18 protein-coding genes and 1 tRNA gene are annotated in these 20973 nt (G+C 68.0%); 8 read left to right on the plus strand and 11 right to left on the minus strand.

The features are described from left to right. The first annotated feature begins 51 nt into the window (after nt 1–51). The 8 genes from AC5Y5E_RS05190 (at nt 52) to cydC (ending at nt 8543) form a co-directional block, all read left to right on the plus strand. Nucleotides 52–125, plus strand: a tRNA-Leu gene (locus AC5Y5E_RS05190). A gap of 10 nt (nt 126–135) precedes the next feature. After that, complete coding sequence (locus AC5Y5E_RS05195; protein ID WP_499901927.1) at nt 136–648, plus strand: DUF488 domain-containing protein; 513 nt, start codon at nt 136–138, stop codon at nt 646–648. 25 nt (nt 649–673) lie between these two features. Beyond that, nucleotides 674–2002 carry an adenylate/guanylate cyclase domain-containing protein gene (locus tag AC5Y5E_RS05200; RefSeq protein WP_499901928.1) on the plus strand — a complete coding sequence of 443 codons (1329 nt, stop codon included), beginning with the start codon at nt 674–676 and terminating at the stop codon, nt 2000–2002. Between the two features lie 48 nt (nt 2003–2050). Next, nucleotides 2051–2644, plus strand: coding sequence for an HdeD family acid-resistance protein (locus tag AC5Y5E_RS05205; RefSeq protein WP_499901929.1), 594 nt, complete (start codon nt 2051–2053; stop codon nt 2642–2644). Nucleotides 2645–2688: 44 nt separating this feature from the next. Then, nucleotides 2689–4155 (plus strand): cytochrome ubiquinol oxidase subunit I, encoded by a 1467-nt coding sequence (locus AC5Y5E_RS05210; RefSeq protein WP_499901930.1) that lies wholly within the window; start codon nt 2689–2691, stop codon nt 4153–4155. Between the two features lie 11 nt (nt 4156–4166). Continuing rightward, nucleotides 4167–5207, plus strand: a complete 1041-nt coding sequence (gene cydB / locus AC5Y5E_RS05215; protein WP_499901931.1) for a cytochrome d ubiquinol oxidase subunit II — start codon at nt 4167–4169, stop codon at nt 5205–5207. A gap of 80 nt (nt 5208–5287) precedes the next feature. Beyond that, nucleotides 5288–6877: a thiol reductant ABC exporter subunit CydD gene (gene cydD / locus AC5Y5E_RS05220; protein WP_499902606.1), complete on the plus strand. Its 1590-nt coding sequence runs from the start codon at nt 5288–5290 to the stop codon at nt 6875–6877. After that, nucleotides 6864–8543: a thiol reductant ABC exporter subunit CydC gene (gene cydC / locus AC5Y5E_RS05225; RefSeq protein WP_499901932.1), complete on the plus strand. Its 1680-nt coding sequence runs from the start codon at nt 6864–6866 to the stop codon at nt 8541–8543. The genes cydD and cydC overlap by 14 nt, the downstream gene beginning before the upstream one ends. Here the strand turns inward: cydC and AC5Y5E_RS05230 are convergent. The 11 genes from AC5Y5E_RS05230 to trpB form a co-directional block, all read right to left on the minus strand. Further along, nucleotides 8511–10094 (minus strand): phytoene desaturase family protein, encoded by a 1584-nt coding sequence (locus AC5Y5E_RS05230; protein ID WP_499901933.1) that lies wholly within the window; start codon nt 10092–10094, stop codon nt 8511–8513. The two genes, cydC and AC5Y5E_RS05230, sit on opposite strands and share 33 nt — an antisense overlap. 4 nt (nt 10095–10098) lie before the next feature. Further along, nucleotides 10099–11172 carry a spirocyclase AveC family protein gene (locus tag AC5Y5E_RS05235; protein ID WP_499901934.1) on the minus strand — a complete coding sequence of 358 codons (1074 nt, stop codon included), beginning with the start codon at nt 11170–11172 and terminating at the stop codon, nt 10099–10101. A gap of 173 nt (nt 11173–11345) precedes the next feature. Next, a complete protein-coding gene (locus AC5Y5E_RS05240; protein ID WP_499901935.1) occupies nt 11346–12104 on the minus strand; it encodes a maleylpyruvate isomerase N-terminal domain-containing protein in 759 nt (252 codons plus the stop codon). A 66-nt stretch (nt 12105–12170) separates the two neighbouring features. Continuing rightward, nucleotides 12171–13565: a bifunctional lysylphosphatidylglycerol flippase/synthetase MprF gene (locus AC5Y5E_RS05245; protein WP_499901936.1), complete on the minus strand. Its 1395-nt coding sequence runs from the start codon at nt 13563–13565 to the stop codon at nt 12171–12173. Between the two features lie 151 nt (nt 13566–13716). Next, nucleotides 13717–14598 (minus strand): acyl-CoA thioesterase II, encoded by an 882-nt coding sequence (locus AC5Y5E_RS05250; protein WP_499901937.1) that lies wholly within the window; start codon nt 14596–14598, stop codon nt 13717–13719. A gap of 11 nt (nt 14599–14609) precedes the next feature. Then, the gene (pyk, locus tag AC5Y5E_RS05255; protein WP_499901938.1) at nt 14610–16028 is read right to left on the minus strand and encodes a pyruvate kinase; all 1419 of its coding nucleotides are present in this window, start codon (nt 16026–16028) and stop codon (nt 14610–14612) included. 63 nt (nt 16029–16091) lie between these two features. Continuing rightward, nucleotides 16092–16520, minus strand: coding sequence for a DUF2752 domain-containing protein (locus AC5Y5E_RS05260; RefSeq protein ID WP_499901939.1), 429 nt, complete (start codon nt 16518–16520; stop codon nt 16092–16094). After that, a complete protein-coding gene (locus tag AC5Y5E_RS05265; RefSeq protein ID WP_499901940.1) occupies nt 16510–16911 on the minus strand; it encodes a TM2 domain-containing protein in 402 nt (133 codons plus the stop codon). The genes AC5Y5E_RS05260 and AC5Y5E_RS05265 overlap by 11 nt, the downstream gene beginning before the upstream one ends. 72 nt (nt 16912–16983) lie before the next feature. Next, the gene (locus tag AC5Y5E_RS05270; protein WP_499901941.1) at nt 16984–18888 is read right to left on the minus strand and encodes a prolipoprotein diacylglyceryl transferase; all 1905 of its coding nucleotides are present in this window, start codon (nt 18886–18888) and stop codon (nt 16984–16986) included. Beyond that, nucleotides 18885–19700, minus strand: coding sequence for a tryptophan synthase subunit alpha (gene trpA, locus AC5Y5E_RS05275; RefSeq protein ID WP_499901942.1), 816 nt, complete (start codon nt 19698–19700; stop codon nt 18885–18887). Before trpA ends, AC5Y5E_RS05270 begins: the two co-directional genes overlap by 4 nt. After that, on the minus strand, nt 19697–20962 hold the full coding sequence (gene trpB / locus AC5Y5E_RS05280) for a tryptophan synthase subunit beta (protein ID WP_499901943.1): 1266 nt from the start codon (nt 20960–20962) through the stop codon (nt 19697–19699). The genes trpA and trpB overlap by 4 nt, the downstream gene beginning before the upstream one ends. Nucleotides 20963–20973: the final 11 nt, after the last annotated feature.

Raw genomic sequence — 20973 nt, forward strand, 5'->3', positions numbered from 1 at the left:
GGCGGTGAGAATCGATCGGCGCGGCGATCCTCTATGGTGGGAGGCTGCCCAGCCCTCGTATCCCAACTGGCAGAGGAAACGGACTCAAAACCCGTCCAGTGTGGGTTCGAATCCCACCGAGGGCACTCCTCTCAAATGCTGTACACCATCGGACACGGCGCGAAAACCGCCGACGAACTCACCGCCGCGCTTCGCCGGCACGGCATCACGCTGCTGGTCGACGTCCGCAGTTTCCCCGGCTCGCGCCGCAACCCCGCCGTGTCCAAGGACGCGATGCCGGGCTGGCTGAACGCCGCCGGGATCGCCTACCGCCACGAACCGGATCTCGGTGGACGACGCAAGCCGCCGGCCACCCGACTACCTCGCGACCAGTGGTGGGAGAACGCGGCATTCGCCAACTACGCGGCCCACACCCACACTCCCGGCTTCCAGGCTGCCTACCGGCGGCTGCTGCAGGACGCCGAGGCCGGCGACGTGGCCATCATGTGCGGCGAACCGACCTGGTGGCGCTGCCACCGGCGAATGATCGCCGACCTGGCCAACCGCGACGGCCACGCGGTGCGGCACATCATGCCCAACGGCTCGCTGGCCGAGCACCCGCCGTCAGACTGGCTCACCCACGATGTTGACCAGGCACCCGACAATTGACGAGGTCAACGGTTACGCTTTGAACGTGGGCGCGAAGAAATGCGGAGCCCCACCCCGGTCAGAAGGCTCGCCGAACCGCCCGGACTGCGTCGCCGCGGTGCGGGCGCAGACCCACGACCGCAACCAGCACTACGCCGCCAGCGCCGCGCGCCGCGGCCGGGTGCTCAACATCGCGGCCGGGCTGGCCGTAATCATCCTCGCCACCTTCGTGTGCGTGCAGGTCGCCGCCGGATCGTGGTCCTGGCGGATCAACTCGATCAACATCTGCGCCGCCGTGGTCTTTTCGATCATTCCTTGGCTGCGGCGCTTCGGAGAATTGGTTGCGCCGGTGACGTTTATCTGCGCGGCCTACGTCTCGATTGTCGCCAGCTGCCTCGCGGTGGGTACCGGTTCCGGAGGTCAGTTCTTCTTCCTGGTCGGCGCGTGTCTGGTGGTGTTGCTGGTCGGGATCGAACACATCGTTTTGGCGGCGGTCCTGGCGGCGATGGCCGCCGGCCTGACCGTCGCGGTGGAGTTCCTGATTCCGCGCGAGACGGGGGTCCAGCCGGCCTGGGTTACGTCGATGGGCTTTGTCGTCACAACCGTGTCCGCCGTCGTGATGGTCGTCGTGACGATGTGGTACGCCCTGCGTGACACCGCGCGCGCCGAGGCCGCGATGGAGGCCCAGTACGCGCGCTCGGAGACGCTGCTGGAGAACATGTTGCCCGCCAGCATCGCCGAGCGCCTCAAGGAGCCCGGCCGCAACATCATCGCCGACAAGTACGACGACGCCTCGGTGTTGTTCGCCGACATCGTCGGATTCACCGAGCGCGCCAGTAGCACCCCGCCCGCCGACCTGGTGCGCTTCCTCGACCGCCTGTACGGCGCGTTCGACACCCTCGTCGACAAGCACGGCCTGGAGAAAATCAAAGTCAGCGGCGACTCGTACATGGTGGTCAGCGGAGTTCCGCGGTCACGGCCCGACCATTCCCGCGCGCTGGCGGATTTCGCGCTTGACATTGCCAATGTCGCAGCGGCGCTGAGGGATCCGCACGGTCAGCCGATCCAGCTGCGGGTGGGCATGGCCTGCGGGCCGGTGGTCGCGGGTGTCGTCGGCGCGCGCAGGTTCTTCTACGACGTGTGGGGCGACGCGGTCAACGTCGCCTCCCGGATGGAATCCACCGACTCGGTGGGCCGGATCCAGGTGCCCGAGGCGATGTACGAGCGCCTCAAGGACGAGTTCGTGCTGCAGGAGCGGGGCAGCATCGAGATCAAGGGCAAGGGCCTCATGCGAACGTGGTACCTGATCGGGCGCAAGGCAACCGAGGAACCCGCCGACCTGCCCGCCGAGGAACCGCGCACCGCGCGCGTCTGAGCCGAAAGTCCCTATCCCCCGGTCCGTGATTTGTGCCAGACTTCGGCCATGCAAACCACGCCTGGAACCGCCCCTGTCCCAAGCTTGTTGCCGCACTTGTGGAAATCCGCGCTGGTATCGGGATTTCTGTCGATCGTCGTCGGCGCCGTGATCCTGGCGTGGCCGGGGATTTCCATCCTGGCCGCCGCCGTCGCGTTCGGCATCTATCTGTTGATCACCGGGGCCGCGCAGGTGGTCTTCGCGTTCAGCCTGCATGTTTCGGCGGGAAGCCGGATCCTGTTGTTCGTCAGCGGCGCGGCGTCACTCATCCTGGCGGTGTTGGCATTTCGTCACTTCGGCCAGGGCTACGCGGTCTTGTTGCTGGCCATCTGGATTGGCATCGGGTTCATCTTCCGCGGGGTCGCGACGACGGTTTCGGCCATCAGCGATCCCGTCCTGCCGGGGCGGGGCTGGTCGATTTTCATCGGCGTGATCAGCCTGCTTGCCGGCATCGTCGTTTTGGCGTCGCCGTTCTCCTCGATCGTCACTCTGGCGATCGTGGTCGGCGTCTGGTTCGTGGTAATCGGCGTTTTCGAGATCGTGTCCTCGTTCGGCATCCGCAAGGCGTCCAGGGAATTGGCTCGTGGCGTCAGCGCCGACTAACTACTACACTGCGTCGTAGATAGCCCGCAGTAGGGAGATGACAGATGAGTGTCGTCGATATTTCGCGGTGGCAGTTCGGTATCACCACCGTCTACCACTTCATCTTCGTGCCGCTCACCATCGGCTTGGCCCCGCTGCTGGCCGTCATGCAGACGGTGTGGGTGGCCACGGGCAACGCGGCCTGGTATCGGCTGACCAAGTTCTTCGGCAAGCTGTTCCTGATCAACTTCGCCATCGGCGTGGCGACGGGCATCGTCCAGGAATTTCAGTTCGGGATGAACTGGAGCGAGTATTCGCGGTTCGTCGGCGACATCTTCGGCGCCCCGCTTGCGATGGAGGGCCTGTTCGCCTTCTTCTTCGAGTCCACCTTCATCGGGTTGTGGATCTTCGGCTGGAGCCGGCTGCCGCGGCTGCTACACCTGGCCTGCATCTGGATCGTCGCGATCAGTGTCAACGTGTCCGCGTTCTTCATCATCGTGGCGAATTCGTTCATGCAACACCCGGTCGGCGCGCACTACAACCCGACGACGCACCGCGCCGAGCTGAACAGCATCTTGGCGCTGCTGTCCAATAACACTGCGCTGGCAGCGTTTACGCACACGGTGGCAGGGGCGCTACTAACCGCCGGAACTTTCGTCGCCGCCGTCAGCGCGTGGTGGCTGATCCGTTCGCGCAATCCGGCATCCGCCCTCTCCGAAGCCGACGCCCGCAACGTGTTTCGCCCCGCGGCCATCCTGGGCTGCTGGGTGGTGCTGCTCGCCGCAGTCGGGCTGTTCTTCACCGGCGACCGCCAGGGCAAGCTGATGTTCGTTCAGCAGCCGATGAAGATGGCGTCGGCGGAATCGTTGTGCAGCACCGAATCCGATCCGAACTTCTCGATCCTGACCGTCGGCACGCACAACAACTGCGACAGCATCACCCGCGTGATCGAGGTGCCGTACGTGTTGCCGTTCCTGGCCGAGGGCAAGACCAGCGGTGTCACGTTGGAAGGTGTGCGCAACATCCAGCAGGACTTCGAGCACCGATTCGGGCCTAACGACTACCGGCCCAATCTTTTCGTCACCTACTGGTCCTTCCGCGCCATGATCGGATTCCTCGCCATTCCGGTGCTGTTCGCGCTCGCGACGTTGTGGTTCACCCGCGGCGACCGGGTGCCCAACCAGCGCTGGTTCTCGTGGTTTGCGCTGCTGACCATTCCAACGCCATTCCTGGCCAACATCTCCGGGTGGGTCTTCACCGAAATGGGCCGCCAGCCCTGGATCGTCGTTCCGAACCCGACCGGCGATCAGCAGGTGAGGTTTACCGTTCACGAAGCCGTCTCCCACCTCACCCCCGGAATGGTGGTCACGTCCCTGGTGACCTTCACCCTCGTCTACGCGGTGCTCGCGGTCATCTGGTTCTACCTGCTCAGGCGCTACGTCGCTGCGGGCCCACAGGAACACGACGCCGAACCGGCGCCGCCCCGAGCGCCCAGCGAGGACGACGTGGCGCCACTTTCGTTCGCGTATTAAGGAGCTGACCGGTGGCATTGCAACAGTTGTGGTTCGGCATCATCGCGATGCTGTTCCTCGGTTTCTTCATCCTCGAGGGCTTCGACTTCGGCGTGGGCATGCTGATGGAACCGTTCGCCCGCTTCGGCGTGGGCGATCCGGAGCTGCATCGCCGCACGGCGCTCAACACCATCGGCCCGGTGTGGGACGGCAACGAGGTCTGGCTGATCACGGGCGGCGCGGCGATGTTCGCCGCGTTTCCCGGCTGGTACGCCACGGTGTTCTCGACGCTGTATCTGCCGCTGCTGGCGATCCTGTTCGGCATGATCGTGCGCTCCGTCGCGATCGAATGGCGCGGCAAGGTCGATGACACGAAGTGGCGCGGCTGGGCCGATTTCGGGATCGCCGCCGGGTCGTGGCTGCCCGCCATCCTGTGGGGCGTCGCGTTCGCCATCCTGGTCCGCGGGCTGCCGGTGGACGCCGCCGGTCACGTCAACCTGTCGATCACCGACGTGCTCAACGCCTACACGCTGCTGGGCGGCCTGGCCACCGCCGGGCTGTTCCTGCTGTACGGCGCGGTGTTCGTCGGCCTGAAGACGTCGGGCACGATCCGCGATGACGCGCATCGATTCGCGGTGTGGCTGTCGCTGCCGGTGACCGTACTGGTTGCGGCCTTTGGGCTTTGGACGCAGCTGGCGCACGGCAAGGGCTGGACGTGGGTGGTGCTGGGGGTCGCGGTCGTCGCGCAGCTGGCGGCGGTGCTGCTGGTGTGGCGGCGCGTGTCGGACGGCTGGGCTTTCACCTGCACGGCGCTGGTGGTCGCGGCCGTCGTGATCCTGCTGTTCGGCTCGCTGTACCCGAACCTGGTGCCCTCGACGCTGAACAGTCAGTGGAGCGTGACGATCTACAACGCCTCGTCGACCCCCTACACCCTGAAGATCATGACCTGGGTGACGGCGTTCATGGCCCCGCTGACGGTCGTCTACCAGGCGTGGACGTATTGGGTGTTCCGGCAACGGATCTCGTCCGAGCGGATACCGCCGTCCATCGGCCTGGCGAGGCGTGCGTCCTGAGCGCAAGGGCATCGCGAGCGCCGCTGGACCCGCGGCTGTGGCGGGTGTCGGGCGCGCTGCGGCGCTATCTGGTCGCCGCGGTGGGCTGTGGGGTGGTGATCTCCGGCTGTGCGATCGGCTCAGCGATCGTGCTGGCGAACGTCGTGGCGCGCATCGTCGGCGATCCGTCGGCACGCAGCGTGCGCGCCTGGCTCGTGCCGCTGTCGATCCTGTTGGTGCTGTGGGTGATTCGCACGGTGGCGCACTGGCTGCAGGCGCGCCTAGGTCAGCGAGGTGCCGGCGCCGTCATCGCCGACCTCAACGGTGAGGTGCTGGCCGCCGTGACGGCCCGGCAGCCGGCCGAACTCGCCGCGCAGCGCGATGCCGCCGCGGTCGTGGTGACGCGCGGCCTGGACGGGTTGCGGCCCTACTTCACCGGATACCTGCCCACCTTGCTGCTTGCCGCGATCCTGACCCCGGCGACCGTCGCCGTTATTGCGCTCTACGACCCGAAATCGATGGTGATCGTGCTGATCACGCTGCCGCTGATCCCGGTTTTCATGGTGCTGATCGGGATGGCGACGGCCGACCGATCCGCGGCGGCGCTGGAGGCCATGACGACGCTACAGGCCCGGCTGCTGGACCTGATCGCCGGCATACCGACGCTGCGCGCGCTGGGCCGTGGCCGCGGTCCCGAACACCGGATCGCCGAACTGGCTGCGGCCCACCGACGCTCGGCGATGGCGACCCTGCGGATCGCGTTCCTCTCGGCGCTGGTGCTCGAATTGCTGGCCACGCTCGGCGTGGCACTGATCGCGGTCGGTATCGGCCTGCGCCTGCTGTTCGGCGAGATGACCCTGGCCACCGGCCTGACGGTGCTGCTGCTGGCGCCCGACGTTTACTGGCCGCTTCGCCGCATTGGCGTGGAATTCCATGCCGCCCAGGAGGGTAGGACCGCGGCCGACAAGGCGTTCGCCCTCATCGGCGAGCCCGCGGCCCCGACGGTGCGGAACCGGTGGGTGACCGCGCGCGGTGAACAGATCCGCATCGAGGACCTCAGCGTGCTGGGCCGAGACGGCCACGCGCCCCGAGAGCTCACCGCGGTTCTGGAACCCGGCCGGGTCACGGTGTTGACCGGGCACAACGGCGCGGGCAAGAGCACCACGCTGCAGGTCATCGCCGGGCTGACCGCGCCGTCCTCCGGCCGGATCACCGTGGCCGGAACCGACGTCGCCGACCTGGACCGTGACGCGTGGTGGCGGCAGCTGTCCTGGCTGCCGCAGCGCCCCGTCCTCGTCCCGGGCACCGTGCGCGACAACCTGACCCTGTTCGGAAAGCTCGACGACGTCGATGGGGCCTGCGCCGCATCGGGTTTCGATACCGTGCTGCCCGAGCTGCCCGACGGGATGGAAACCGTGCTCGGGCGCGGCGGCGTCGGGTTGTCGCTGGGCCAGCGCCAGCGGCTGGGCCTCGCCCGGGCGCTCGGCTCGCGGGCCCCGGTGCTGCTGCTCGACGAGCCCACCGCGCACCTTGACGCACGCACCGAACAGCGGGTGCTGCGGGCCATCGTCGAGCGCGCACGCTCGGGCGCGACGGTGGTGGTCGTCGGGCACCGCGAGCCCGTCCTCGCGATCGGTGACCGGGTGATCGAAGTGGCCGCCGACGCGGGGGTGCGCCATGCCGCGGTCTGATCTCCTCCTGGCCACCACCAGCCTGCTGCGCCCGCGCGTCCCGCGGATCCTCGCGGCCGTCGCGCTGGGCGTGCTGTCGCTGGGCAGCGCGCTGGCCCTGGCCGGGGTTTCGGCTTGGCTGATCACGCGGGCCTGGCAGATGCCGCCCGTGGTGGACCTGTCCGTCGCGGTCGTCGCCGTGCGCGCCTTCGCGATTTCGCGTGGCGTGCTGCACTACTGCGAGCGGCTGGCCACCCACGACACCGCGCTGCGGGCGGCCGGCACGGCCCGGGCGCAGATCTACCGCCGGCTGGCCCGGGGGCCCGCGGCGGCGGCCGTCCGCCTACACAGCGGTGAGCTGGTGGCCAGGGTGGGCGCCGACGTCGACGAGCTGGCCAACGTGCTGGTGCGCGCCGTGGTGCCGATCGCCGTCGCCGGGGTGCTCGCGGTGGCGGCGGTAGGGGTCGTCGCGGCCATTTCGTTGCCGGCCGCCGCGGTGCTGGCGGCCTGCCTGCTGATCGCCGGCTATGTCGCCCCGAGGCTCGCCGGCAGGGCCGCCGCCACCCAGGAAGAGGTTGCCCGCCAATACCATTCCGATCGCGACACGTCGGCGATGATCGCCCTCGAACACGCCCCGGAGTTGCGCGTCGCGGGCGCACTGCCCGGCGTAATCGCCGATGCGCAAGGCCGCCACCGCGCCTGGGCCGGGGCCCTCGACGCCGCGGCGAGACCGGCCGCGATCGCCGAGGCGATGCCGACCGCGGCAATCGGGGCGAGCGTGCTGGGCGCGGTGGTGGCCGGGATCGCGTTGGCGCACACCGTCGCGCCCACCACGCTCGCGGTCCTGATGTTGTTGCCGCTGTCCGCGTTCGAGGCGACCACGCCGTTGCCGGCCGCCGCCGTGCAGCTGACGCGGTCACGGATCGCCGCGCGTCGCCTGCTCGACGTGGCTGCCCCGGAGCGCCCGAAGGAGCCCGGCCAACCGGTGCCCGACGGCACCGGCGCGCTCGGAGTCGATGTCTGCTACGGCCACCCGAACGCGGTCCGGCTCACCCGCGTGGAGTTCGTTCTACCACCGGGCGCCAGACTGGCCGTCACGGGCGCGAGCGGTTCGGGTAAGACGACGCTGCTGATGACGCTCGCGGGGCTGGTCCCCCCGCTGGACGGGCGGGTGACGCTGGACGGCACCGACATCGGCCGCTTCGACCAAGACGAATTACACCGGACGGTAAGCTTTTTCGCCGAGGACGCGCACGTCTTTGCCACCACGGTCCGGGACAACCTACTGGTCGCCCGCGGGGACTGCGACGACGACGAGCTGACGGCGGCGCTGGGCGCGGTCGGCCTCGGCGGCTGGCTCGCCGGCCTGCCCGAAGGCCTGTCCACGGTGTTGATCGGTGGCGCGCAGGCGCTTTCGGCGGGCCAGCGCCGACGGCTGCTGTTGGCCCGCGCCGTGATCTCGCCTGCCCGGATCGTGCTGCTCGACGAGCCGACCGAGCACCTCGACGCGTCCGACGCCGAGCGGGTCCTGCGCGATCTGTTAAGCCCGCGGGCCGGGCTGATGTCCGCGGAGCGGACCGTGGTGGTGGCAACTCATCACTTGCCCAACGGGATTGGCTGCCGCGAACTGTGCGTTAGTCCTGTATCGGCCGCTTCAGTGGCGTCCGAGGGCGGTCTCGGCGGCTAGCCGCCCCGGCCACCCGCTCACGCCTCCGCCGGGGTGCGAGCCCGCACCCGCGTGGTAGTAGCCGTCGATCGGCGACCGATAGCCCCCAAGGCCGCGTGCCGGACGGTTCATCAACAGCCGCAACGGCGTCATGTCGACATGGAAGTAGGAACCGTTGGGGGTTGCGTACTGTTCGCCGAAATCCGCCGGGCTGGTTTCGATCCGGCCGATCTCGGTCTCAAATCCAGCCAGGTGCGTGGTGACCGATTTCATGATGGCCTCACAGAACCACGGTTTGACTTTGTCCCAGCCGTCGCGGGGTTGGGCCGGAACGTTCGACGCCAGGTAGGCGACTTCCTGCCCCTCCGGGGCCAGGCCGGCGTCGTTGGCGGTCAGCACCGCCATGTACACCGGCGGATTGTCCAACGACTCGCCCGCGCGGATCGCGGCGAGTTGGCGGATCTGGTCATCGAACGTCCCGGTCATCAGCGACGTCTTGCGGATATCGAAACCGTCGATGCCGCTTCGCTTTTGCGCCCCCTTCGGGTAGCGGAGCCTGCCCGAGAGCGCCATGTCGATCTTAAAGGTGGCCGAGTTGTTGCCGCTGGCGGGCAGGATCGCCACCTTGGCCCGGGTGCCCGAGTCCAGCACCCCGTCGGCCAGCAGCGGGCCGTACGCGCTCTGCGGCGGGACCGCCGCCAGGACACCGCGGCGCGCGCCGATCTCGGAATCGTCGGCCAGCCGCACCCCGGTGGCGCGGTTACCCGAGACCAGCACCTGAGCCACCGGTGCGCCGGTTCGGATCGTTGCGCCGCGATCGGTGGCATACGCGGCCATCGCCGCCATGATGCCGTTCATGCCGCCGCGCGGGCGGATCACTCCCGGCTTGCGGTGCACGGCGGCCAGGCCCACACAATAGAAGCCGCCCCCGTCGTGGTCGATGGGCCCGATCATGCTGCCCCAGTAGGTGCCGAGCGAACGCATCTGGTCGCTTTCGAACACCTCGGCCATCAAGTCGATGAGGTTGCTGCTCATGATCTGGCCCAGCCTGCGCCGGACCGCGCGACTGGGAGCGAGTTTGAGCAACAGCTTGCCCAAGTCCTTCTTCGGCAGGTCCGCGGGGTGGTGCGGCATCACCGCCGTCAACGCCTCGAAAATCCAGGACAGGGCGGGCTGCAGTTCGGCGTATGCGCGTGCGTCGCGCGGCGAGTAGCGGTGCACCTCGGCCAGGGTGCGTTCCAGGTCGTGAAACAGCAGCAGCGTGGAGCCGTCGTCGCCGATCCAGCCGTACGGCGCCTCGACCGGGGTGCCGGCGTAGCCATATCGCTGCAGGCCGAGATCGGAGATGAATGGCGTGCAGGACATGAACACGTCGTCCATCGCGCCCAGGCTCAGAATGTGGTCGGGGGCCTCGGCCAGGAATGCGCCGCTGTTGGCCAGCCCGCCCAAGTGATTGCGTGACTCCAGCACCGCGACGCTGGCGCCCGACGCCGACAAGGTGCAGGCGGCGCTCAGGCCGTTGTGTCCGCCTCCGATCACCACGAAATCGAACAGGTCGCGTTCTGCGCTCACCTGATCAACCCGCTGCGCCGGGCACGAAGGTGTTCTTGACCGGCATCCGGAAGCCAGGACTACCGGGGCACGGGCCATAGGCGGTGGGCTGCGTCGAGTGCGGGTTACCGGGGATGTTGCACAGCCCGTTGATCAGGTGGGCCGGGTATCCGGTTGGGTATGGCGACGAGTGCAGCCCGGCGGGGATCTGCACGAGCAACAACGCCCACATCGACATCGCGAAGATCGCGACGGTGGCAAAGACCGAGACCGCCGACCGCGCAACCGGTTTCAATCCTTCGAGACCGCGCTCGGTGATCGCCTTACCCTTGTCGTCGCGGAAGAATCGCACCGCGGCGAAAGTGGTGAACACGATCCCCGTGGTCAGGTACTCCGCCCAGGCAAAGCGGTGAGCGTCGGAGAAGAACGACAGCCCGGCGGGCGCTCCCGGCAGCCCCCACAGGTTGGACAGGAACATCGGCGCCTCCAGGCACACCCCCAGGAACCACCCGAACGCGTAGGTGCACGCAAGCAACTCGAGGGTGCTGATTCGCGGGAAACGCCGCCGCAGCCCCGCCATCGCGTAGTTCAGGATCATCGCGAAGCCCAGCAGCCCGAACGGGTAGATGAGCATGATGAACACCGGTTGCGGCATCAGGTTGCCGGTCGGGTTGACCACCCCGGGGGCATTGGCGACCCACGTGTTCAGGTTCAGCCACTGGCAGCTGTACATGAAGTTGGGCTGCATCCAGTTGACCATCGGATCCCAAAACAGCGTGAAGAATCCGGCGATCACCATGATGGCGTCGAAGACGAGTCGACGCTCCCGAAGGCACTCACGAACCACACGAACCGCGATCGCCACGGCGACCACCACCATGATCAACTCGTATCCGCGGGCGACCCAGCGCGAAGCCGACTCGGGATCGCGGTTCGCGGTGATCGGTTTTGGACCATCGGCGAGCCATCCCGCCCACGTCCACAGCGCATATCCCGCCACCAGCGCTCCGATGACGGCCAGGACCATCGCCGGCGCTACGCGCCGCGGGGGCAGCGGTTCCGTAGTGGTGTCCCTGGCGTGAGCTGCGAGCGTTGTCATGATGCCTCCGTTCTAAAGGAAGGCCTCGCCGAACGGATGCGGCAGGTCACCCTCACTGGCACACCGAACCCCCAACGTCTAGAAAGTGCCACTTGCATTATGAGTAAGCCAAGCTCAAATTTGCAAGCGCCACTCGCGCGCGGTTCCGGCATCGTACGCCCGACGGCAATTCGCTAAGAATTCCCTGTTATGCGGCCAGATTCGCGGGCCGTGGAACCCGACCTCACCCACCGCGCTGACGAACGAGGCGCTGGAGGACGTCGTCCAGTCTCGGCGTTGGCGTTCGGGTCGCGCAGGCGTGACGGACACCGCCCCCACAGGAATAGCGGAAGGTGGTGGGGCCACAGCTCTATTACGAGGCGGCGTCCGCTCACGGTCACCGACAGGCCCTCCGCCGGCGTCACAACCAGGTCGGACCCGCGCCAGCGCCCGGCCTCGGCCAACGCGGGCAGCGCGTCGAACACCGCGAGCGCGTGGCTAACCATCGCCGGATCGGACAGCAATCGGATGCTGGTGTCGTCGTCGCCTACCAGATCCCAACGGTGCAGTACCGCCTCGCTGTGGCTGTGCATGCGCAGCCGCTCGGCGGTCATCGCCCAGCCCGTGTACATGATGGTGTCGCCCTCCGCGAGTGCCGCCACGCTGGACTCGAAGCGAATCGCGTGTTCCACCAAGCGTTCTCGAAGCTCGGCGTCGGGCATTGTGCGAAACGGCGGCTCGCGCACCTCCCAGGACCGCGTCGGCCTCGCCGGCCTGCCCGCGAGGTGATCCTCGATGAGATTGGCCCACTCATCGGCGGCGGCCGTCACATGCGCGGTGAGCTCGTGGGCGCTCCAGTCCGCACACCACGTTGGCGCGCTCGGCTGCACGTCCGACAAACTCGAAATCAGTTCGCGCATGGCGTCATCGCGCAGGCTCGCAATTTGGGTCATAACCCCAGCCAACCGGCCACCAGGGCTACGAGCTAGCGGTTATCCGACCTCACGGGTGCCGGGAATCTACAGGTGTCGCCGGCGCGGCGTGAACTCCAGCGTCAGCAACACCACCACCAACTGGACCAGCTGGGTCATCGAGATCACCGCGTAACGCCGGGCGTCCAGCGCGTGGAACTTGCGCACATAGCGGTACAGCGACTCGAGCGCGATCAGCGGGTCGAGCACATGGATCAACCGGTAGAAGACGCGCTGTATCCGGCCGCGGTCCTTGTCCTCGAAGATCTCCGGGAACGCCGCGAACGAGAGCGATACCCGTTGCGCGCCGGCTTCTTTCGCGGCCATGATCATGTCGACGCTGAGCCGCTCGTCGATGCCGTTGGGCGCCCCGCGGCGACGCCACGGTACGTCGAGGCTGATGTCGCTGCCCCCGCCGGCGGTCGCGTACCGATGAAAACCCTGCACCTGCCCCGAGGCGTCCCTGGCGACGATCAGCCGGATTCCCGGGAACCGGCCCTCCAGCACGCCGTCGAGGTTCATGTAGAAGCCGCGATCGTGGTGGGCGCCGCTGGGCGAGGCCCGCACCACGTCGGTCAGCTCGGCAAGCAGTTTCTCGTCGAGTTGCTGCTCGTCCACGATCTCGGTGGTGACGCCGAAGTTGTGGGTGCGTTTCACCGCCTGCCGCAGGTTGCGGAACTTGCGTCCCACCATCTCGAAGCTCGCCACGTCGACGACGACGTCGCGCCCGATCGGTATCGCGCGCAACCTCTGCCCGATCACCGCCGGCTCGCGCCACAACCCGAGTCGGCGCTCGCTGCACCCCACCACCGCGATGCGCCACCCGTGGGTGTGGCACATGGCGGCGAAGTCGGCGACCAACTCGGGGAACTTCGCTTCCTCGCCGATGGGGTCCCCACCCACCGCGGCGTATCCCAGCCGGGTCCGATACGCCAGCGCGGCGGTGCCGTCCGGCGCGAAGTGGTAGCACTTGCCGGTCTGCATGGCGAACGGGGCCAGCGGGTCGTCGGCGCTGGCATCGATCAACTTCCAGACGCGGGGCAGGTCCTCGGGCCGTGGATGCGCGGTGGCCGGCCACATCAGCACCATCCCGGAGCCGGCGATCAGCAAGTCCCCGAGCAGGTCGAAGGACAGCACGTGCGCACCCAGCCCCGCCACCACGAAAAGCGCTGCGGCGACGGCGTGCATGGCCGTCACCGGACGGCCCAGGAAGATGCCGCGCGCGATGAACGCCACCGCGCCCAGGATGGTCAGCGACCAGCCCAGCCGGTCGGAGTAGTGCCAGTAGGGCTGCTGGTGGTGGCGGGCCAAGATGAGGATCAACCACCCGGCCGCGCACAGCAGGGCCAGTGCCCCGACCCAGCGGGCGGCCCGTGAATCGACGTGGACGACAACGCGTTCCCCCGCGCGGGTTTTGACTGCGACGTCAACCGGCCCGTTCACTCTCACCTCCCGATGCGATAAGTCCAGCTCGGCGGCCTGATCACCGCCCTTCGCACCGAATACCCTGCTGATTGGAACTTACGCCCGATCGCGGCCCCAGTGGGCGCCAAATCAGGCGGTTTTCCTGCGGGTATGTCGTACTGTGACCTGTCTATCGTCCGGAAGCCGGGAAATATAACAGCACGCCTTCCTGCGCCACCGTGGCGATCACCCGCCCGGAGCGGTCGAAGAAGTGACCGGTGCCAAGCCCACGCGAATCCGCGGCCACCGGCGACGACGTCGAGTACAGGACCCAGTCGTCGAATTTGACCTGCCGGTGAAACCACACGGAATGGTTGGCGGACGCCGCGAAGATGCGGTCGAAGCCCCACGACAGCCCGTGGGTGGTGATGGCCGAGTCCAGCACCGTGGTGTCCGAGGAGAACAACATGGTGGCGGTGTGCAGCACGGGGTCGTCGGGCAGCGCACCCAGCGCCTTCATCCAGACCCTGTTGTGCGGCAGCCGCTCGCCCTTGTCGCGCATGACCCAGGAGGGATCGTTGGTGAAGCGCCATTCGATGGGCTGCAGGGCGTTGACGAAGTGCGGGACGATCTTTTCGTAGCCGCGCAACAGCTCGCCGAGCGACGGCTGCGCGTGGGGCGGCGCCACCTGAGGCGGGTCGACGCCGTGCTCGAGGCCGGGGCCGCCCGACATGTACGAGATCAGGGCCGTGGACAGCAGAATCCCGTCCTGCACGGCGTCGATGCGCCGGTTGGCGAAGCGGCGCTCGTCGCGCAGCCGGGTGACGTGGAATTCGATGTCCTTGGTGATGTCGCCGCCGTTGATGAAGTGCACCGACAGCGCGCTGGGCGGCAGGTCGTCCTGGGCCAGCGTGCGGCTGCTGGCGACGAACGACTGCGCCATAAGCTGGCCGCCGAACGTGCGCATCGGGTTCTTGCTGGGGTGGGAGCCGGTGAATTGATTGTCGGAAACGCGGTTCAGGTCGAGTAGCGCCAGCAGTTCCTCGAAATCGTTGCCAGCCGGCACGGGCACTCCTCAGCTCCTTAGACGTCGTCCTCCCCGATCCGGTGCACATGGATCAGGTTGGTCGAGCCTACTGTGCCCGGCGGCGCGCCCGCGACGATGACCACCAGGTCGCCGCGCTTGTAGCGACCGAGGTCGAGCAGCGACTTGTCGACCTGGCGAATCATGCCGTCGGTCGACGTCATCATCGGGACGATGAACGTCTCGGTGCCCCAGGTCATAGCGAGTTGGCTGCGCACCTCGGGCCAGGCGGTGAAGGCCAGCAGCGGCAACGGGGTGTGCAGGCGCGCCAGCCGCTTCACCGTGTCGCCGGATTGGGTGAACGCGACCAGCGCCTTGGCGTCGAGGCGCTCGCCGATGTCGCGGGCGGCATAGGAGATCACCCCGCGCTTGGTGCGCGGCACGTGCGCCAACGGCGGGGCGGCAGTGGAATTGTCCTCGACGGCGCAGATGATCCGCGACATGGTGCGTACCGCCGCCAGCGGATACTTGCCCACCGACGTCTCCCCGGACAGCATCACCGCGTCGGCGCCGTCGAGCACGGCGTTGGCGACGTCGGACGCCTCGGCCCGTGTCGGGCGGGAGCTTTCGATCATCGACTCGAGCATCTGGGTCGCCACGATGACGGGTTTGGCGTTCTCCCGGGCCATTTGGATGGCCCGCTTCTGCACCAGCGGGACCTCTTCCAGAGGTAGCTCTACGCCCAGGTCGCCGCGCGCCACCATGATGGCGTCGAAGGCCAGGACGACCGCTTCCAGGTTGTCGACGGCCTCCGGCTTCTCCAGCTTGGCGATCACCGGTACCCGCCGCCCGATCCGGTCCATCACCTCGTGCACCAGCTCGACGTCGGACGGCGAGCGCACGAACGACAGCGCGACGAGGTCGACCCCCAGGTGCAGGGCGAAGGTCAGGTCCTCGACGTCCTTCTCCGACAAGGCGGGGGCTGACACGTTCATGCCGGGCAGCGACATGCCCTTGTTGTTGCTGACCGGACCGCCCTCGCTGACGGTGCAGACGACGTCGTCGCCGTCGATGGCATCGACCACTAGACCGACGTTGCCGTCGTCGACGAGCACGCGGTCACCGACCGTGGCGTCCTTGGCCAACGTCTTGTAAGTGGTCGAGACGCGGTCGTGAGTGCCCTCGCAGTCGGCGACGGTGATGCGGACGGTTTCTCCGTCGGCCCAGAACGTCGATCCCGTCGCGAAGCGCCCCAGCCGGATCTTCGGGCCCTGCAGGTCGGCGAGGATGCCGACCGCGCGACCGGTGGTGTCGGAGGCGGCCCGCACGCGGTCGTAGGCGGCCTTGTGATCGGCGTAATCGCCGTGGCTGAAGTTCATTCGGGCGACGTCCATTCCGGCCTCCACCAGCGCCAGAATCAGCTCGTCAGAGTTGGTTGCAGGGCCAAGGGTGCAGACGATCTTCCCGCGTCTACTCACGACGAACCAGCATAGTCGTGCGGGGCGATGGCAGCCCGACTTAACCGCCCCGTCGTGCGGCGGCTACCCGCTGAGGACGGTCGGCACCAACGGGAAACCCGGAAGGTTGCGCAGTACCGTCCAGTCGATGGCGGCGACGAGGACGGTCACCACCGCCGGGATCGGCAGGACCGACTGGCCGTTGCGGCGGCGGACCAGGATCCATCCGGCCAGCATCGGGATACCGACCAGTAGGAAGACGTTGTCGTTGATGGTGGCCATCAGGTCACCGTGCAGCAGGTCGTGCGTCATCCGAAGGCCACCGCACAGCGGGCAATTCCAGCCGGTGAGCAACTTGAACGGGCACAGCGGATACACCGAATTCACGTTGTGCGGGTCGACGAGTCCGACGTAACCGAGCGCGCCGGCCAGCAGCGCCCCGCCGCCGGCCGCGATGGCCGAGCGATGGCGGTGCGTGCTCCCCGGCGCGCGCGGTGACGGGTCAGGTGCCATCGCGCAGCGGGCGTCCCTGCGAGTCCGGAACGTTGCCGGTCAACATCAGAATCGCGTCGACGATCGGCCAGATCAGCCCGATCCCACAGGTAAGCCAGCCCACGAGCAGCTGTGCGACACCGATCCCGATGTCACCGATGTAGAAGCGGCCGATCCCGCCGACGCCGATCAGGCTGAGCAGCTGCAGCAGGCCCGCGATGGTTTTCGATTTGTCCGAAAACGGTTGCCCGGTCACGGGATGCCGGCCATACGGCGCGGAAGGGTCGTAGTAGGGGCCGGCCGGGGGATATTGCGGCGGGTATTGTGGCGGATACCCCGGCTGCTGCGGCGGCGGGGCCGGCTGTGCGGGGTCGATCCACGGCTGGTCAGTCACGATTTCAGCATGCCCCATTACCGCGCCGAACGTCGACTAGTTGCGGGCAAAACCGCCCATTTCACGCAACAACCCGACGTTCGACGAGCCTTAACGACCCCGGCGGCTTCTCAGCCGGAAACTCAATCGGCGCCGCGTCGAGCCGGTGTCATCGGCTTCCGCCTGCTCGCCGCCGGCGTCCTGTACCGACCCTTCCGGCTGCGGAGACTCCGAATCAGCTTCTGGCTCTTCAGTTTTGGACTCGGCGGCCGCGGGCTCAGGTTCGGGCTCCTCGGCCTCGGGCTCCGCGACTTCGGCGTCGGCGGCCTCGGTCGCTGCGGACTCACTTTCGACGGCTTCCGCCACCGCGTCCGCAACTTCGGGTTCGTCGGTGTCTTCGGCTTCGGTCTCGTCGGCTTCGGGCTGCGCGGCCTCGGTTGCCTCGGCCTCGGATTCGAGTTCTTCGGCCTCGGGCTCCGCGACTTCGGCGTCCGCGGCCTCCGTCGCGACGGCCTCCGCCTCCGCGGCCTCGGGCTCCGCGGATTCACTTTCGACGGCCTCCGCCACGGCCGCCTCCGCGTCCACGACTTCGGGTTCCTCGGCCTCGGACTCGTCGGACTCTTCAGCTTCGGATTCTTCGGCTTCGGGCTCTTCAGCTTCAGCTTCTTTAGCCTCAGGCTCTTCGGCTTCGGGCTCTTCAGCCTCGGGCTCTTCAGCTTCGGGCTCTTCAGCCTCGACCTCTACGGCTTCGTCGTCCGAGACCTCGATTTCGGCGGCTTCGGCTTCGGCCTCTTCTGCCTCGGGCTCTTCGGCTTCGGGCTCTTCGGCTTCCGGTTCTTCGGCTTCGGGCTCCGCGACCGCGGCCTCGGCGGTTTCGGGCGCTTCGGCCGCCGCCTCTTCGGCCTCCGACTTCGGGGCCGCCGCTTCGACCGTGTCGGCATCGACGGCTTCGGCCTCAGCGGCCTCCACCGGGCTCGACCGCCTCCCCGGTATCAGCTTCTTCGTCGCCCTCCCCGCCCCGATAAGCGCGGCAACGCCGGCGGCCCCCAAGACCCGAACGCCGGTTACCGGCTCGAGCTCTGGCTCGGCTTCCGGCTTGGGCTCCGGCTTCGCTTCCGGCTTGGGTTTCGGCGCTTCCTCGGCCTCGTAGTCATTGCCGCGCAGGCTCGCGGGGTCCTCGCGGCCCTTCGGCGCCAGGATGATGTAGACCACGGCCCCGATGAACACGAAAGTCGAAGTGAAGACGTTGATCCGGATCCCGGCGAGCTGGGTGGCCGTGTCGTTGCGCAGCAGCTCGACACCGAAGCGCCCGACGCAGTAAGCGGCGACATAGAGCGCGAACAGTCGCCCGTGGCCGAAGTTGAATCGCCGGTCGATGTAGATCAACGCGACGAAAACCAGGAGGTTCCAGATCAATTCGTAAAGGAATGTCGGCTGCACGACGAGCGCGACCTGACCCGTCGAGACCCCGTCGAGCGAATGCGGGTCGATGTATCCGGAGGGGTCGCGCCGGTAGAAGATCTCCAAACCCCACGGCAGCGTGGTGTCCCGGCCGTAGAGCTCCTGGTTGAAATAGTTTCCCAGCCGACCGATCGCCTGCGCCAAAATGATTCCCGGCGCAATCGCGTCGCCGAAGGCCGGCAACGGAATTCCGCGCCGCCGGCAGCCGATCCACGCACCGACGGCGCCCAGGGCGACCGCACCCCAGATGCCCAGCCCGCCGTCCCAGATTCGCAGCGCCGCCATCGACCCGGCACCGGCCGGGCCCCAATAGGTGCGCCAATCGGTGGCCAGGTGATAGAGCCTGCCGCCCACCAAGCCGAACGGCACGGCCCACAGCGCGATGTCGTAGATCACGCCGCGCTGCCCGCCGCGCGCCTCCCAGCGCCGGTCGCCGATCATCAGGGCCGCCACGATGCCGGCGATGATGAACAGGGCATAGGCGCGAATGGGCAACGGCCCCAGGTGCCACACGCCCTGCGGCGGGCTGGGGATATAGGCGAGCAGCTGCGTCACGACGCGGCCGCCCTCAGCCGCACGCCCTCGGCCAGTTCCGCGGTGAGCGCGCGCAGCGCGGGCAATCCCCCGTCGCCCAGCGCCGACACCAGCGCGGACCCGACGATGACGCCGTCGGCGTAGCTGCCGATCTGCGCGGCCTGCTCCCGCGAGCGCACTCCGAGGCCGACGCCGACGGGTATGTCGGACACCGCCTTCACCCTGCTCACCAACTCGGGCGCGGCCCGCGACACCGCGTCGCGCGCGCCGGTCACCCCCATCGTCGAGGCGGCGTAGACGAACCCGCGCGACGCCTCGACGGTGGTGACCAACCGCTGCGGGGTCGAGGACGGCGCCACCAGGAAGATGCGATCCAACCGATGCTCCTCGGACGCCGCCAGCCACTGCCCGGCCTCGTCGGGAATGAGGTCGGGCGTGATCAGGCCGTGCCCGCCCGCCGCGGCCAGGTCGCGTGAGAACGCGTCAACGCCGTAGTGCAGCACCGGGTTCCAATACGTCATCACCACCGCGCGCCCGCCGGCCGCGCTGATCGCCTCGACGGCGGCCAGTGTGTCGCGAACCCGCACTCCCCCGTGCAGGGCGGCCTCGGTGGCGCGGGCGATGGTCGGGCCGTCCATGCCCGGATCCGAATACGGCACGCCGACTTCGATGATGTCGCAACCGCATTCGACGAGGGCGATCATCGCTTCCACCGACGTGGGCACGTCGGGATAACCGGTCGGCAGGTACCCGATCAGCGCCGCGCGATTGTCCATGCGGCACGCATCGAACGTCGGCCCCAGCCGGCTCGCTTGGCTCTGTTCGACGGTCACTTGTCCCCGGACCCCAACAGGCCGAACCACTTCGCGGCCGTCTCGACGTCCTTGTCGCCGCGCCCCGACAGGTTCACGACGATGACGGCGCCCTTGCCCAACTCGGCGCCGAGCTTGACGGCGCCGGCCACCGCGTGCGCGGATTCGATCGCCGGGATGATGCCCTCCGTGCGGCACAGCAGCCGGAACGCGTCCATCGCTTCGGCGTCGGTGATAGGCCGGTATTCGGCGCGTCCGGTCTCCCGCAGCCACGCGTGCTCGGGGCCCACGCCCGGGTAGTCCAGACCGGCCGAGATGGAATGGGATTCGATGGTCTGCCCGTCTTCGTCCTGCAGCAGGTAGGAGAACGATCCCTGGAACGCGCCCGGCGAACCGCCGGTGAACGTGGCCGCGTGCCGGCCGGTCTCGACGCCGTCACCGGCCGCCTCGAATCCGATCAGCCGCACGCCGGGATCGTCGATGAAGGCGTGGAAGATCCCGATCGCGTTGGATCCGCCGCCGATGCACGCCGTGACCGCGTCAGGCAACCTGCCGGCCTGCGCCTGGATCTGGGCGCGGGTCTCCAGCCCGATGACACGCTGGAAGTCGCGCACCATCGTCGGGAACGGGTGTGGGCCCGCCGCGGTGCCGAAGCAGTAGTAGGTGTTGTCGGCGTTGGTCACCCAATCCCGGAACGCCTCGTTGATGGCGTCCTTGAGCGTTTGCGAACCGCTGTCGACGGAGACCACCTCGGTGCCCAGCAGGCGCATCCGGGCCACGTTGAGCGCCTGGCGCGCGGTGTCGACGGCGCCCATGTAGACCACGCAGTCCAACCCGAGCAGTGCGCACGCGGTGGCCGTGGCCACGCCATGCTGACCGGCCCCGGTCTCGGCGATCACCCGGGTCTTGCCCATCCGCTTGGCCAGCAGAGCCTGGCCCAGCACGTTGTTGATCTTGTGAGAACCGGTGTGGTTCAAGTCTTCTCGCTTGAGGAAGATCCGCGCCGAGCCGGCGTGCTCGGACAGGCGGGCGGCCTCGTACAGCGGCGACGGCCGGCCCGCGTAGTTGACCTGCAGGTCGTCGAGGGTGTCAAGGAAGTCCGGGTTGACGCGTTCCTTTTCGTAGGCTGCGGTCACCTCCTCGATGACCGCCATCAGCGCCTCGGCGACGTAGCGACCGCCGTACACGCCGAAATGACCACCCTGATCGGGGTCATGTCGGGTGGGTTCGGCGATGGCCGCACTCGCGAGCGGAAGCTCCGGGCGGGACAGGTCTACCATCACCAATTCTCGAC

Source organism: Mycobacterium sp. NGS54 (assembly GCF_059812465.1).

Coding starts and splice junctions, on each gene's coding strand:
- AC5Y5E_RS05195 (WP_499901927.1), top strand. CDS start 136: ATGCTGTACACCATCGGACACGGCGCGAAAACCGCCGACGAACTCACC.
- AC5Y5E_RS05205 (WP_499901929.1), top strand. CDS start 2,051: ATGCAAACCACGCCTGGAACCGCCCCTGTCCCAAGCTTGTTGCCGCAC.
- AC5Y5E_RS05210 (WP_499901930.1), top strand. CDS start 2,689: ATGAGTGTCGTCGATATTTCGCGGTGGCAGTTCGGTATCACCACCGTC.
- cydC (WP_499901932.1), top strand. CDS start 6,864: ATGCCGCGGTCTGATCTCCTCCTGGCCACCACCAGCCTGCTGCGCCCG.
- AC5Y5E_RS05235 (WP_499901934.1), bottom strand. CDS start 11,172: ATGACAACGCTCGCAGCTCACGCCAGGGACACCACTACGGAACCGCTG.
- AC5Y5E_RS05240 (WP_499901935.1), bottom strand. CDS start 12,104: ATGACCCAAATTGCGAGCCTGCGCGATGACGCCATGCGCGAACTGATT.
- AC5Y5E_RS05260 (WP_499901939.1), bottom strand. CDS start 16,520: ATGGCACCTGACCCGTCACCGCGCGCGCCGGGGAGCACGCACCGCCAT.
- AC5Y5E_RS05265 (WP_499901940.1), bottom strand. CDS start 16,911: ATGGGGCATGCTGAAATCGTGACTGACCAGCCGTGGATCGACCCCGCA.